Here is a 14,403-nt window from a genome sequence, read left to right on the forward strand (position 1 = left end):
CGGCGGTCGCGCCATCGCCGACACCAGCCGCAAATCGAAATCCCCATAGCCATCGCCTGTGGCCCGCGGGTTCCTTCCTCGGGGACTTTCGTACGCCTGCCGGCGCCCGAAACTCTTCACGGAAGCAGTAGGTCCGCTTGTGGTGGAGGGAACAACGATAGCGGACGTTGAACTTCCAATGTCCGATGTCATCAGTTGACCCAATCATGACATTCCCGATCACAAGAAAAACGGCCGCTTTCGGTTCGGGACCGACCTAGGATGCGTTTCATCAATCCAAAAAATCAGCTTAAATCACTGATCGTTCTTAGGACAGGAAACCAGCCAGACCGGCGAGCAGATACGCACCAACCGCCAGGCCGGCCACAATCCCTAAGATCGCCATGAAGGGTATCCAGTCTGGCACAATTCTCTCCAGTAATATGGCTTGCGGTTTACACGCCAAACCATGCACTATTGAGATAGGACGATGCCGCGTCGGAAACTTCTGTCCGCACGTGCAATGGCCGTAGGGCCAATATCGGCTATACGAAATTCGGAGGATGATGGCTGCTGCCCCTACGTCAGGTGGAGGGAAATCAGCCATGAAGATCGCTGTCTTGCCGAAGCGACGCCGCTTATCGAGCCAAGTTCTTGCCTTGGCTGTGCTGGTGCTGATGACTCTCCCGCTGGCGGATCACGTGACTGCACCTTTGGCGGACGAGGACGTCTCCCCGCCCGTTGAAGACATCGCCGCCTTGCTTCTGATCGTCGGTTGTTCGGATGGTCTTTCCCAATGCCATGAACTGCCCGCCCCGGTTTCCATCTTCGAAACGAAGGAGGATTGCGATCAGCAACTTCCAGACTCGCTCGGAGCCTTTACTGGGCAATTCGAACAGGTCTACGCACAATGCCTTTCAGTTGACCCGGTCATGGAAGATGAGGATGCCAAGCTCGTCTGGGAGGTTCACCCCGACGGAACCCTAACTGCCTCGGTCGAGGTAGCACCACCGCAGAGGATTGAACCAACCAGCACGGTTGCCCTTATTCGCCCTTAGAAACGGCTATTGACCCGGCACGGCGTTAATGCGCGGGCAAACCTCTAACGCACCAGAACCACCATAAATTCATGGCCGTCGGCAGATGTCCGCTTTGATGCATTGCGAACTCGAATTGGACGCGCGAGGCATCACCAACTATCGGACAAGAGGAAGTCTGATCCGGAACGACGCACCGCCGTGATCCTGATTTTTCGCACATATCAGTCCATTGTGCGCCTCGATAATAGTGCGCGTGATGGACAGCCCCATGCCCATGCCTTCCGCCTTGGTGGTGAAAAATGGTTCGAAGACCTCTTCCAATTTGTCTTCGGGAATGCCCGGTCCGCGATCAGACACGGACAACTCGGCAAACTGTTCAACGCGCGAAGTCCGGATGCTGATGGTGTGATTTTCGCTCGGCGTCTCGTTCATCGCGTCGATCCCGTTCACGACAAGATTCACAACGACTTGTTGAAGTTGAATGCGGTCGCCGAGGATCGGAAGCGCATACGGTGTGATCACGCTGAGGAGTTCGACTTTTCGGCCGATTGCTAGCGCCGAAAGAAATTCGACGGTTTCCCGTGCGAGGTCGTTGAGGTCGAGGCTTTTCAGTTCGAAGGGTGCCTTTTTCAGGAGGCTGCGCATCCTCTGGATGACGTCGGTAGCGCGCCGGTTATTCTGCAAGATATCGCTCACGATGTCGCCGAGTTCAGGGATGTCGGGGCTCGGCGATTTCAGGATGAATTCCGCGGATTCGGCGCTCATCAGAATAGCGCCGAGCGGCTGGTTTATTTCGTGGGCAATGGAGGCGGTCAGCTCGCCGGCGGTCGAGACGCGGCCGACATGAGCAAGCTCTGCCATGCGCTGCCGGGACTGGACTTCGGCCACTTGACGCCGACGATGCTCACGCAGCAGGACTGTAATAAGCCCGGCCTGTATCAGAACAACCGCAGTCACAAGGGCAATTTGCCAGGGATACCGTTCAAATTCGGTTAGCTCTTGGAAGTAGATCTGGCTGTCTGGAGGGAGACGGGCCTCGCTGATACCCCAGCGCCGCATCTGCTGCCAGTCGAACATTAGCTTACTGCTGGAGACTTCGGAAAAGTTTTGCTGAGGCACCACGCCTGTCAGCAGCCGCAGAACCATCTTGGCTGTCTCAGCGCCATGCGCGGTGAAACTATACAGGCTTCCCCCTACGATCCCGCGACCGAGGTATTGATCGACAAAGGCATAGACGGGCACGCTTGCCGCGTTGGAAACACGTTCAACGACCTCATGGGGAACGACGGGATGGCCGCTGCCGTCTCGAAACATCGAGACGAACAGGACGATGTCTCCGTGCGGCAAATGCGAAAGCCTCGCKAGAAGCTGTTCCAGGGGGAGTTCGGACAGGTAAGTAAACGAAACCCTGTTTTCATACGGACGGAATTCTTTCTGCGCCGCCGCGAGAAGGCTCTTGTCGAAGTCCGTCGTGCCGGAAACGACAACAACGCCTTCGGTCGCGGGCTGGAGACGAAGTGCAACCTCAAGTGTCGGCGCAAACTGCCTCTTTACAAGAACGCCGAACACGTTGCGTGGGAGCGCACGCGTGCCAAGTTGTCCTCGATCAAGCCCGCAGAACACAATTGGTGTGTTCGGAAATATCTGATCACCGTAATTCAAAAGGAAATTAAGCGCAGGGGCCATGACGGCAACTGCTACGTCGATCTTCTTCTCGGCATATTTTGTACGGAGGAAGTCCCGCAGCAGCGTGTTGTAAGAATCTGAGCCAAATCGGGACAAATCCATCGATTCGCGATAGACCTCGATTGGCTCGGTGGAGTTGGACTGCAGTGTATGGACTAGTTCCGCGCTCAACACCGATAGACCAGGCAGTTCGACCCGTTCGTCAAAAAGCAGAACGATATTCCGCGTGGCAGCCGACACCGGCAAACAGCCAGCTATCGATATGGCTAAGCTCGCGCAGGCAATCAGGAGGTTGGCGCGCAGCCTCATGGCGAGCGGCAAGACGAACCTGCTGCAGGATCGGATCTGAGCGGCAGTTTCGCCAATTGAGGTCAAAAGAATGACGGCGGCGGCGATCCACATATTGACCAGCCGCCTCATCCTCGATGTGTCCCATGCTTCTATGCAGCCTCGATGGGTCGCGATCAGTCCGTCTAGGATTTCGCGAGCATCCAAGGTAACTGCCATGCACCCGATGACCAGCCAGTCGAGACTGAGACTGCCGCTATTGGCGAGCATTGGCAAGACCGAGCCCGGCGATGTGGGCATCCATTGTCCGAAAGGCGGAGATGCGACCCCAACAGGAGCGTGTAGAAAGGTCGAAAATTAGCTAAAATAGACCTCCGGTGCTGGGCGGCCCGCATGTCCGTTTCTGGCGCGAAGTAGCCGTTAGTGCTTGGACAACCGATGTCGGCTTTTGGTGGACGGCGATAGCCTATGGAATGACCGAAATTGGGCGGTGGGTTCAACCGGTCACTGCAACACCTTCTGTAGCCTATCGGCGGGCGTTTCGAAGTCCAGGGTTTTTCGGGGGCGCTGATTGAGCCGCAGGGCGACGCCGTCGAGTTGGGCCTGCGAGACCTGCGAGAAGTTGGTTGTTCTCGGGAAGTACTGCCTGAGCAGACCGTTGGTATTTTCGTTGCTGCCGCGTTGCCAGGGACTGCGCGGGTCGCAGAAGTAGACCTGGAGATCGGTTGCGACGGTGAAGCTCTTATGACGAGCCATCTCCTTGCCCTGGTCCCATGTCAACGAGCGCCGCAGCTCTTGGGGCAAAGTGCCGATCTTCTCGGCGAGAGCCGCCACGACGGTCGCCGAGTCCCTTCTCGCCAACTTCACAAGCATCGTGAACCGGCTGTGTCGCTCGACGAGGGTGACGATGTTTGTGTCGTTCGCTCCGGTGAGCAGATCACCCTCCCAATGGCCTGGGATGGCACGATCCTCCGCCTCTGCGGGACGCTCGCGGATGGAGACCATATCGAGGATTTGACCTTGCCCCGTTCGGCTCTGTGCACCTTTGCCGAGGCGCATCTGTCGTTTGGTGCGCAGATGCGCTGTCAGTTCCTTCTTGAGCACCCCTCGCGACTGGATGAATAGGCTGCGATAGATCGCTTCATGAGATATCCGCATGCTTGGATCGCCTGGGTACGCTCGCCTCAGCCAGCCCGCAATCTGCTCCGGCGACCATTGCAGCACCAGCTTTTGCGCCACCCGCCACCGTAGCCGTCCAGAGCGCGCCAGGCGACACTGCTTCGGGCGCAGCGCTCGCTGCCAAGCCTGCTTGTCGGCCCGGGTTGCGCGATACGTTTGTGCACCGCCATTGCGAGAGATTTCCCGACATATCGTTGATGGGGAGCGCCCCAGACTTCGTGCAATAGCGCGTATTGCGAGACCTGCCGCAATCCCGCGAGAGATCTCTTCGCGCTCCGCCAGCCCGAGCGCCGAGCCGCCCTACGCCTTGCTGACGGAGCAATACCGCCGTGTAAGGATACAATCCGCTGAACGCCGGTCTTGTTCCGCCGCTCCAGTGCCCGCGAGATCGACGAAATGCTCTGGCCTTGCTTCCATCGCTCCCAGAGCTCGGCCTTCTGTTCTGACGTAAACCAAACCCGTGACGTCACACCTCCCCATCCTCTCAGATTAAAGGTGTTGCGACGACCGGTTGAACCCACCGGCGCATTGCTGCCATCGCAACGCGGACAGCTCCCACTCAACGGGAAACCCGCGTACCTGCGGTTGCAATTGCATCGTCCGAGGCTGTCGCCCGTCGAGGATTGCCTCAACCAGGTCCGGCGCCAAGAGCGTCAGTCGAAGCATGTGGGAGACGAACGACCGGTCGAGTTTCTCAGCCGCAGCGAGTTCGCTGATCGTAGCGTGTTTCCCCGACTCCAGCTCATGCTGCCAGTGGAATGCCTGGACGAGAGCTCTCAGCAGCGTGTTGTCGATGTGCGGTCGCGACGGTGCCCAAGGCTCTGCTCCAGGCGGGGACACGACAAGTTTGCGGCCACCGCGCTTTCGGATCGCCAATGGGATGGAGACGGTCTCAGCAAGGTGCCGTCGCGGCTGATCTCGCGATTGCTCATCAGGCAGCCCTATCCAGGTTCGGTCGTTGCCGAAGCTCGGCGATGACACTGGCTATGCCCTCGGTGCGCAGGCAAATGGAAATGCCGTCTACATCGACGTCGATGCGCTCGACGATTAAGTGGATGATGCGCGCCTGCTCGGCGGGAAAAAGTTCCTCCCAAAGAGCATCGAACTGAACCAGGGCGTCGCGCACCTCGGTCTCGCTGATCTCGTCGCTGTTGTTGCGGGCGGCCGCCCAAGTCTTCACAATTATCTCGGGCGACCGGAGCAGGACGCGGACCTGATCGATGACTGCGGCCTCGACCTCGCCGGCAGGCAGGCGCCTTACCGAGCAGGTTTCCGGCCCGAGCTTTTGCACGCTGGTGGTGACGTAGTAGCGGTAGAGGCGGCCCTTCTTACGCGTGTGTGCCGGGGTCATGGCATAACCATTGGGTGCGTAGATCAAGCCTCTGAGCAATGCCGGCGTCTGCCTGCGGCAGTGCCCTGCACGCTTGCGCGGTGGCTCTGCGATGATCGAGCGGACATTGTCCCAGAGATCCTGCGAGATGAGCGGCTGGTGCTCGCCGGGATAGCTCGTGCCCTTGTGCACGGCGTCGCAGATATACACCCGGTTGCTGAGCAGCTTGTAGAGCAGGCCTTTGTCGAAGGCCTTCCCGTTCGTGCGCCTGAGGCCCTCCGCTTTCAGGGTTCGTGCCAAAATGGTCGCGGAATCTACTTGTAGGAATCGCTCGAAGATCATGCGGACAATGGCAGCCTCTTCATCATGGATCAGAAGCTTCCGGTTCTCCACCCGATAGCCGAGGGGGACGTTGCCGCCCATCCACATGCCTTTTCGCCTTGATGCAGCAAACTTGTCCCTGATGCGCTCTCCGATCACCTCGCGCTCGAACTGGGCGAAGGAAAGCAGGATGTTCAAAGTCAGTCTGCCGATGGAGGTCGTCGTGTTGAAGCTCCGAGTAATGGATACGAAGGTGACGCAGTTCGCCTCGAACAGTTCGACCAGCCGAGAAAAGTCGGTGAGCGCCCGCGAGAGCTGCTTCAAGTATGAGGCAAACAGCCGGCCTTTTCCGCAGTCGGGGCAGCGTCCAAGCAGCCCTCGGCGCGTGGCGACAACGAGAGTGGGTCTTTCGCCTTCTTGCTCCTCGGGCGTCAAATGATCGGATATTCGCAGACGGGATGCGCCGTCCATGGGATTGTCCGTTGGCGTATTCACAGCGCCCGCCTTGCCGCTTGGGCATTGGCGCCAAAACCCGCCACAGCGATGCTCATCACGCCTGACCAGGTGACTGAGGCGGCCCAGGCACATCCATCGGAGACGGCATCGAGCAATAGAGCCGGCGGCGGGCGAAGCGCCAAGACGGCAAATCCGATCCAGGCTAGCGTAAGCTGGGTCAGCAGGCTCCTTGTCGCATAATCCGGATCACTCGGACGCATCAAGTACGACGCGAAGCGGATACGCTCAGCCGTGAAATAGACAACCGGATTGTTGGTCAGGGCTATCACCAAGGCCATCGCGAGATAGATGCACCGCAGAATGGGGAGGAGCGCGTCGAATTCAGATTCGGTGTCAGCACCGGCGTCCGGAGGTACCAGAACGATTGGTACCTGTCGTACCGACAGCAAGATGACAAAGGTTACCAACCCTGCGGCCATGCATTGGATGCATGCGGCGAAAATGCCAGCCTGAAAGAGCCGCAGCATGCCATTCAACCTCTGGAAGCACCTGTCTTTACGTTCACTCCCTCAAGCAACGCGATTAAGCCTCGTAGAATGTCGATTGGGGGTGGTGGGCAACCGGGAATGTGCAGATCGACCGGCAACACCTTAGACACCCCACCCATCACGGCATAACTCCCGGCGAAACACCCGCCGTTCAGGGCGCAGTCGCCGATGGCGACCACCCATTTGGGATTGGGGGTGGCCTCGTAGGTTCGATGCAACGCCTCGCGCATATTTTTGGTGACCGGCCCGGTTACGAGCAGCACATCCGCATGGCGTGGCGAGGCAACGAAGCGGATTCCGAACCGCTCGATATCGTAGAAGGCGTTGCTCAAGGCGTGCATTTCGAGTTCGCAGCCATTGCAGGATCCGGCGTCGACCGCGCGGATGGACAGGCTTCGGCCCAGCCGTTTGTGTGCTGCTCTGTCGAGAGTGCGCGCGAGTTCGTTGATCGCCGCATCGCCTGCCGGTGGTGATGACTCGGTAAGCGGCGGTTGAAACAGGCCTTTTAGAAGGAGCATTCGCATAGCGGCAGCCTTAAAGGTCGTGGCCCGAATAGGAGCAGTTGAACGACTTGTTGCAGAGCGGAAAGTCGGCGACGATATTGCCCTCTATCGCGGCCTCGAGCAGCGGCCATTGAAACCAAGAGGGATCGCGAAGGTGACAGCGTTCAAYGGTGCCGTTTGCGGCGATACGGAGCCAAGCCAGAATGTCGCCGCGGAAACCTTCGACGAGCGCCATGCCTTCATGCGCACCGTTTGTTTGAGCAACGTCGACACGGATCGGGCCTTGCGGCAGCCGTTCCAGAATCTGTTCGACCAGAGATAAGCTCTGCTTGACCTCATGGATGCGAATCCAGACGCGGGCGTTCACGTCGCCCTCCTGGAGGAGAGGCACATCGAAAGCGAGCTCATCATAGGGAGGATAGGCGAGATCGCGCCGGACATCGAAGTCCCGACCGGAGGCTCGGCCGACATAGCCGCCCGCACCATACTGTTGCGCGAGTTCCACCTTGAGCCGGCCAGAGCCGACAGTCCGGTCCTGTAGTGACGCAGTGTTGTCGTAAAGTTCGACCAGGGCAGGGAACTGCTGCCCGATTTCTGCGATGAGAGACCGAATTGCTGTCATCCCGTCATCGCTTAGATAGCTTGCTACTCCGCCTGGCACGACGCGGTCACGCATCAGGCGGTGGCCGAAGGCCGCATCGCTGGCGCGCAAGACACGCTCACGCAGCACGCCACAGTGGGCATGCATGAGGGAGAAAGCGGCGTCGTTGCAGATTGCGCCGATATCGCCCAGATGATTGGCCAGACGCTCCAGTTCGGCCATTAGTGCGCGCAACCAGACGGCGCGTTGTGGAACCTCGACAGCCAACGCCGCTTCGACGGCGCGCGCAAAAGCGAACGAATACGCCACGGTGCTATCACCCGACGTTCTGCCTGCCAGCTTGGCCGCACGGTCGAGATCAGAGCCTGCCATCAAGTCTTCTATGCCCTTGTGCGCGTATCCGAGACGTTCCTCCAGCCGAACGATCGTTTCGCCACTTGCCGTAAATCGAAAATGTCCGGGTTCAATGATGCCTGCATGCACAGGCCCAACCCTTATCTCGTGCAGGCTTTCGCCCTCGGCAGGAAGAAACCGGTATGAGGAAGCTGCTGTTGACGCTGGACCACGCGCGCCCAATGGACTGCTAAACCCCCATTGCCCATGATCGAGCCACAGCCGCGTATCAGGTGCACCCTGCGGCAACAGACCGAACAGGTCGGCGGCCGCGCGTTCGAGGCGCATTGCGGGCGGATGCAACTGGCCGACCGATGGGTAGCGGCCACCTGGGCATTCCAGACTGAGGACGCCGGGTTCGGGAGCATTCTTGTCCAGAAGCGCCATGTGCACGCTAGCCCTCTCGCCCCACAGGCCGAGCAGGGTCCAGCGACCTGCAGCCAGCTGCTCGGCTGCGAAGTTCCACATTTTCGGAGCCACCACGGCACGCACCCAAGGAAGGTGCTGCTCGACGCGGCCGCTAGCTAGGATGACGTCGATCAGCGCAGGTACAGGTTTTTCCTTAGGCATCTGCTTCATCCCAGCAGGTTTGCGACGTGCTGGAACCACGTGACCAGCGGCGGCGGTAAATAGACGCCAGCGACCAGTACCAGGCTCAGATGAGCGTATAGCGGCGCGTAGGATGCCTCGACTGGCGCGAGACTGCCACGCGGCTCACCGAAAGCGACTCCGGTCAACCGCAGCAGCAAGGCGCCGAACGCGAGCAGAAGCCCGAATGCCAATGGGATCGCCAAGAGCGGCTGTCTCGCGAATGTCGAACTCACGACCAGGAATTCGCTCATGAAAATGCCCATCGGCGGAAGGCCGGCTATGGCGACGACGCCGATGACCAGAGCCCACCCGAGGCCCGGATGAGTTTCCGTCAGGCCGCTGATATCAGCGATCTTTTGCGTGCCCTTGACCTGGGAGATGTGACCGACTGCGAAAAAGATCGCCGACTTGGTCAGGCTGTGCATCACCATGTGCAGCAAGCCTGCAAAGTTGGCGAGCGGGCCGCCCATGCCGAAGGCGAAGACGATGATGCCCATATGTTCGATCGAGGAATATGCGAACAGGCGTTTGATATCGCGGCGGCGGTAGAGCATGAAGCCTGCGAAAATGAGCGAAGTTAGCCCCATGGTGATCATCAGCGGCCCAGGCGCTATCGCCAGCGGGCTTGCGGCAAGCAGCAGCTTGAACCGGAGCACGGCATAGAGCGCGACGTTCAACAGCAAGCCCGACAGCACCGCCGAAATCGGCGTCGGGCCTTCCGCGTGCGCGTCAGGCAGCCAGGCATGCAAGGGGGCAAGGCCGACCTTGGTGCCGTAGCCGAGCAGCAGGAAGACGAAGGCGACGTTGAGCAAAGCCGGGTCGAAACGTGCCGCGTTTTCGATAAGCACGGTCCACACCATGGCGTTCGTACCCTCGCCGACGACCGGTTGCGCGGCCATGTAGACGAGGATGGTGCCGAAGAGGGCAAGCGCAATGCCGACGCTTCCCAGAATGAAATATTTCCAGGCCGCCTCCAGCGCTTCATGCGTGCGATAGATGCCGACCATCAGCACAGTGGTCAGCGTGGCAAGCTCCACCGCCACCCACATCAAGCCGATATTGTTCGAGACGAAGGCGAGATTCATGCCGAACATCATGATCTGGTACATGGCGTGGTAGAACCGCAAGTTGGTTGCGGTCAGCCGGCCGGTATCCAGCTCATGCGCAATGTAGGAGGCGCTGAATACACTCGTCGTGAAGCCAACGAATGTATTGAGCACTATGAAGACGATGTTGAGATCGTCGACGAGCAGATACTGCCCCGGCGGCGGCCGGTCGATGACAAGAAGCGACAGTGCGGCGAGCATGGTCAGGAAGCTGGCGACGACATTCAGGCGTGCCGTTACCCGATAGTTAGGCAGCACGGCCATGAGTGCGGCAGCCGAGGGTGGTATCAGCAAGATGGCGGCCACCGCGTCGAAGGAAAACCCGGTCAACGGCGTTCTCCCCTGTAGTCGTCGAGCGCGCCGACATCGACCGAGTCGAACCGTTCGCGAATACGGAAGAGGAAGACTCCGATGACGATGAACGCAATCAGGACGGAAAATGCGACGCTGATTTCCACAACCAGCGGCATTCCCTTGGCGCCGGTGGCGGCAAGGACCAGGCCGTTCTCCAGCGACATGAACCCGACAACCTGGCTGACAGCATTCCTGCGGGTCACCATTACGAGGAGGCCGAGCAGGATGATGGACAGGGCGAAGGCCAGATCCTCGCGGGCCAGCGGGTCGGCTTCGGGAGTAATCCGGAGCATCAGCACCATGGACAGGGTCACTAGGCCTATTCCCGCAAGCATGGTTGGGCCGATCCCGACGGCTGTCTCGATGTCGCGATGAATACCGAGGCGCTGAATGATGCGGTGAAGGCCCACGGGAATAATGATCCCCTTGAACACGAGGGCGATCGCCGCCGTGATGTAGAGATGGTGGGCGTCCTGAATATAGGCCTGCCAGGCCACGGAAAGGGCAAGGACGACCGCGTGAAGCGCGAAAACGTTGATCAGCGCAAACAGGCGATCCTGATAGAGCATCATGAAACTGATCAAGACCAGGCCAGCTGCGAGCAAATGGGCGATGTCAAAGATCAGGCCGTGCATCACAGGCTCCGCGATACAAACAGGAGGAGCGTGCCGAGCAGGGCCAGCATCAGTGCTGCGCCCAGGAAATCCGGGACGCGGAATACACGCATCTTGGCGATGGCTGTCTCAAACAGGGCGAGAAGGACGCCACCCGTGGCCAGTTTGCCGATATAGGCGACCAATCCCAGTAGATACGGCTTTGGTCCGCCCCCGTCGGTCACCAAACCCCAGGGAACAAAGACGCAGGAAATAAGCGACATATAGAGCAGTAGCTTGAGGAAGGCGGCGAACTCGATCATTGCCAGATGGCGACCGGAATATTCCAGCACCATCGCCTCGTGAACCATGGTGAGTTCCAGGTGGGTTGACGGGTTGTCAACGGGTACTCGAGCGTTTTCGGCGAGCGCCACGATGACCAAAGCAATGAGGGACATCCCGAGCGATGCCCGCAGGCCAACATCGGACGAACTCATGAAAGCAGCGACCGTAGAGAGTTGCGTCGCTCCAGCGACCAGTGCCAGGCTGAACACGATCAAGAGCATGGCCGGCTCGGCCAGTGAGGCGATCATCACCTCGCGGCTTGCGCCGATGCCGCCAAAGCTCGTGCCGACATCCATCCCCGCCAGCGCCAGGAAGAAGCGCGCGCTTCCAAGCAAGGCAACAATGGCGATGAGATCAGCGGTCCAGCTGAAGGTGAGGCCGGTGGCGAATGTCGGGATAAGCGCGGCAGCCACCCAAGTGGCGGCGAAGATCAGATAAGGTGTCACGCGAAACAGCCAGGATGCGTTGTCGGCCAGGACGACTTCCTTGCGCATAAGCCGCAGGAGATCGCGGTAGGGCTGGATCAGGGAAGGTCCTTGGCGCCGCAGTAGTCTCGCCTTCACTTTGCGCACGAAGCCGGTCAGCAGCGGCGCCAGCAAAAGCACCAGCATCATCTGCGCACCCTGGACAACCAGTTGTAGGATCAGGGCCATAGCGCAAGCACCAGAAGCAAGGTGACGAGGTAGAGGAAGACGAGGGTCAGATAGCGCCGGATTGTCAGGAACTGCAGATGGTTGAGTTTCTCGGTTGCAAAACTGAGAATCCCGGCGATCGGCTGATAAAGCGCCTCCCAGATCACATCGTGGGCTTCGACAGTCAGGCGCGCCGGACCGGTAGCGCCGGGCGCCGGCATATCCACGTTTTCCGTGGCTCGGAAGGCGAACGTACCGAAGACGCGGCGGATGGGCTGCGCGAAACTCACCGCCGTGTATTGTGCGGCCGGCGTTACGTCCGGGAAGCCACAGCCCCAGGCGGGACCACGACGCAGCGCCTGTGAGGCGAAGCGGTGGATGACGAGTGCGGCAAGCGATGAGGAAGCAGCGATGAACAGGAACACCAGCAGGCCATTGTAGGAGCTGCGGCTCTCGGCGATCGGCACGATCGACAGCCAGGGCTGTGCCATCTGCACCGGCATGCGATTGCCGATGAGCGAAAGCGTCACCGGCGAAAGGCCGTCTATCACGACGCCCGGCAGAATTCCTGCCAGCAGGCAAAGGGCCGCGAGGATGAACATTGCCGCCAGGGCGTAGCGGTCAACTTCGTGCGCGTGTTCCACCACCGAGGTCCGTGGCMGGCCGAGGAATGTAATCCCAAACGCCTTTACGAAACAGGCGGCGGCAAGTGCCGCCGACAGCGCCAGCAGGCCACCAACAGCGGGCACCATGACCTTCAGGCCCCATTGCGGCAGATCCGGGCTCTGCAGTATCGCCTGGAAAGCCAGCCATTCGGAGACGAAGCCATTGAAGGGCGGCAGCGCGGAGATCGAAACGCAGCCGACGAGAAAGACGAAACTGGTCAGCGGCATGCGATGAATGAGACCGCCCAGTTTCTCCATGTTGCGCTCGCCGGTCGCTGTCAGTACGGCGCCAGCCCCGAAAAACAGCAGGCTCTTGAAAAAGGAATGGTTGAGAACGTGGAAGAGTGCGGCTGTGAGCGCCAGCGCGGCGGCCGACGGCATCGCGTTCGCCTTGAAGGCGAGTGCGAGGCCGAGACTGACGAAGATGACGCCGATGTTTTCGATTGTGCTGTAGGCAAGGAGCCGCTTGAGATCCTTTTCCATCAACGCGTACAGGATCCCGAGAACAGCAGTCATGCCTCCGAGGGAAAGCACGACGACGCCAGACCACCATGGCGGTTCGCCGAGCAAGTCGAAAATAACGCGTATGAAGCCGTAGATGGCGACCTTGGTCATGACGCCGCTCATGAGGGCAGATACGTGGCTTGGCGCTGCAGGATGAGCGAGTGGAAGCCAGACGTGCAGCGGGACGAGACCGGCCTTGGAACCTGCCCCGAGCAACATGAGGGCCAGAACGGCACCCGTGACAAACCGGGTGGGCTCGGCTGCACGCATCGCCTCGAATGCGTAATTTCCACTCGAGCCGGAAAGCAGACCGAAGGCGAGAAGCAGCGCCAGCGTGCCGAAGCTTGCCATGACAAGATAAATGTATCCCGCCCGCGTCGTACCCTCTTCGCGATGGTGCGCCATGACCAGCGCCCACGAGGTCAGGGACATGAATTCCCAGGAAAGCAGGAACGTGAAGGCGTCATCTGCAAGCACCACAAGGTTCATGCCTGCAAGGAAGGCGGGGAAGAACGGCAGTACCCGGTGCGGGGAAGCCTCATGACGGCCGTAACCGAGTCCATAAAGACTGGCGAGTGCACCGCCTAGGTTGACAACGACGAGAAAAAAAGCCGAGAGCGCATCCAGACGGAAGTGAGCCCCAATCCAAGGCAATCCGAGTGGCAGCGTGACAACCGACACGCCCGGATCCGCTGCGAAGTGGGTTAGGACAAGCTCCAACAAGATGGCTGAGATGCCAAGTGTTGCGCCATAAATCAGGCGCGTTGCCGCGTTGCGGCGACTGGCAGAAATGGCGAGCAAGACAGTTCCTAAAAGCGCGGCGACGCCCCATAGAAGAACCGCGGCATTTGGGATCACGCCACATTCCCCAAGCTCAGTTTGGTTTCCGAATTGCCGGTGCCGGAAATCTTGGCTGGATTGAAGTCAGCCTTCAGCCGCACACCTCGCCCGCCGATCTGGCTTGGCGCGCCGTCCGCAATCAGTTCGACGCCGGCGAGTTCAAGCGCCCCAATCAACTTCACGAGGGAATCGACATTGCCCCGGATCATCCACTCGCTGGCCTCCATACGTTGAATTGTCGGCACTGAAAGGCCGGACAATTCGGCAAGCTTGCGCTGCTCGATGCCAAGGAGCGCCCTCGCGGCGCGCAACTGTGGAGCAGTTATCACGTGTCGCATCCTCCTTGTCAGCTTTAGGATATGATCTCTACACGTTGCAGCATATATTAAAATGTGCTAGGGTCAATAACTGATATGTAGGATATCGATATTGATAGATGTTATCTCGAT

11 protein-coding genes and 1 pseudogene are annotated in these 14,403 nt (G+C 59.5%); 1 reads left to right on the top strand and 11 read right to left on the bottom strand.

Annotated elements, in window-relative coordinates:
- Positions 1 to 584 precede the first annotated feature (584 nt).
- Complete coding sequence (locus AC1DYW_RS30140) at positions 585 to 1,037, top strand: hypothetical protein (RefSeq protein ID WP_477228632.1); 453 nt, start codon at positions 585 to 587, stop codon at positions 1,035 to 1,037.
- Positions 1,038 to 1,175: 138 nt separating this feature from the next.
- Here the strand turns inward: AC1DYW_RS30140 and AC1DYW_RS30145 are convergent, their stop codons facing one another.
- From AC1DYW_RS30145 to AC1DYW_RS30195, 11 genes and pseudogenes are all read right to left on the bottom strand, one after another.
- Complete coding sequence (locus tag AC1DYW_RS30145) at positions 1,176 to 3,293, bottom strand: sensor histidine kinase (RefSeq protein ID WP_477228633.1); 2,118 nt, start codon at positions 3,291 to 3,293, stop codon at positions 1,176 to 1,178.
- Between the two features lie 196 nt (positions 3,294 to 3,489).
- Positions 3,490 to 4,642, bottom strand: a pseudogene (locus AC1DYW_RS30150) (IS30 family transposase).
- A gap of 461 nt (positions 4,643 to 5,103) precedes the next feature.
- Positions 5,104 to 6,294 carry a recombinase family protein gene (locus AC1DYW_RS30155; RefSeq protein WP_477228634.1) on the bottom strand — a complete coding sequence of 397 codons (1,191 nt, stop codon included), beginning with the start codon at positions 6,292 to 6,294 and terminating at the stop codon, positions 5,104 to 5,106.
- Between the two features lie 20 nt (positions 6,295 to 6,314).
- The gene (locus tag AC1DYW_RS30160) at positions 6,315 to 6,806 is read right to left on the bottom strand and encodes a hypothetical protein (protein WP_477228635.1); all 492 of its coding nucleotides are present in this window, start codon (positions 6,804 to 6,806) and stop codon (positions 6,315 to 6,317) included.
- A 5-nt stretch (positions 6,807 to 6,811) separates the two neighbouring features.
- Positions 6,812 to 7,351 carry an NADH-quinone oxidoreductase subunit B family protein gene (locus AC1DYW_RS30165; RefSeq protein WP_477228636.1) on the bottom strand — a complete coding sequence of 180 codons (540 nt, stop codon included), beginning with the start codon at positions 7,349 to 7,351 and terminating at the stop codon, positions 6,812 to 6,814.
- A gap of 10 nt (positions 7,352 to 7,361) precedes the next feature.
- A complete protein-coding gene (locus AC1DYW_RS30170; protein WP_477228637.1) occupies positions 7,362 to 8,894 on the bottom strand; it encodes a hydrogenase large subunit in 1,533 nt (510 codons plus the stop codon).
- Between the two features lie 5 nt (positions 8,895 to 8,899).
- Positions 8,900 to 10,351 carry a hydrogenase 4 subunit F gene (locus AC1DYW_RS30175; protein ID WP_477228638.1) on the bottom strand — a complete coding sequence of 484 codons (1,452 nt, stop codon included), beginning with the start codon at positions 10,349 to 10,351 and terminating at the stop codon, positions 8,900 to 8,902.
- Positions 10,348 to 11,010 (bottom strand): hydrogenase-4 component E, encoded by a 663-nt coding sequence (locus AC1DYW_RS30180; protein ID WP_477228639.1) that lies wholly within the window; start codon positions 11,008 to 11,010, stop codon positions 10,348 to 10,350. Before AC1DYW_RS30180 ends, AC1DYW_RS30175 begins: the two co-directional genes overlap by 4 nt.
- On the bottom strand, positions 11,010 to 11,966 hold the full coding sequence (locus AC1DYW_RS30185) for a respiratory chain complex I subunit 1 family protein (protein WP_477228640.1): 957 nt from the start codon (positions 11,964 to 11,966) through the stop codon (positions 11,010 to 11,012). Before AC1DYW_RS30185 ends, AC1DYW_RS30180 begins: the two co-directional genes overlap by 1 nt.
- Positions 11,957 to 13,972 carry a hydrogenase 4 subunit B gene (gene hyfB, locus AC1DYW_RS30190; RefSeq protein ID WP_477228641.1) on the bottom strand — a complete coding sequence of 672 codons (2,016 nt, stop codon included), beginning with the start codon at positions 13,970 to 13,972 and terminating at the stop codon, positions 11,957 to 11,959. Before hyfB ends, AC1DYW_RS30185 begins: the two co-directional genes overlap by 10 nt.
- The gene (locus tag AC1DYW_RS30195; RefSeq protein WP_477228642.1) at positions 13,969 to 14,283 is read right to left on the bottom strand and encodes a helix-turn-helix domain-containing protein; all 315 of its coding nucleotides are present in this window, start codon (positions 14,281 to 14,283) and stop codon (positions 13,969 to 13,971) included. Before AC1DYW_RS30195 ends, hyfB begins: the two co-directional genes overlap by 4 nt.
- Positions 14,284 to 14,403: the final 120 nt, after the last annotated feature.

The sequence above is a fragment of the Mesorhizobium sp. P2_D5 genome (assembly GCF_056404355.1).

What these genes read in the sequence shown, in the direction of transcription:
- AC1DYW_RS30160 (WP_477228635.1), bottom strand. Translation starts at nt 6,806, where the DNA reads ATGCTGCGGCTCTTTCAGGCTGGCATTTTCGCCGCATGCATCCAATGC.
- AC1DYW_RS30180 (WP_477228639.1), bottom strand. Translation starts at nt 11,010, where the DNA reads ATGCACGGCCTGATCTTTGACATCGCCCATTTGCTCGCAGCTGGCCTG.
- AC1DYW_RS30185 (WP_477228640.1), bottom strand. Translation starts at nt 11,966, where the DNA reads ATGGCCCTGATCCTACAACTGGTTGTCCAGGGTGCGCAGATGATGCTG.
- AC1DYW_RS30140 (WP_477228632.1), top strand. Translation starts at nt 585, where the DNA reads ATGAAGATCGCTGTCTTGCCGAAGCGACGCCGCTTATCGAGCCAAGTT.
- AC1DYW_RS30165 (WP_477228636.1), bottom strand. Translation starts at nt 7,351, where the DNA reads ATGCGAATGCTCCTTCTAAAAGGCCTGTTTCAACCGCCGCTTACCGAG.
- AC1DYW_RS30155 (WP_477228634.1), bottom strand. Translation starts at nt 6,294, where the DNA reads ATGGACGGCGCATCCCGTCTGCGAATATCCGATCATTTGACGCCCGAG.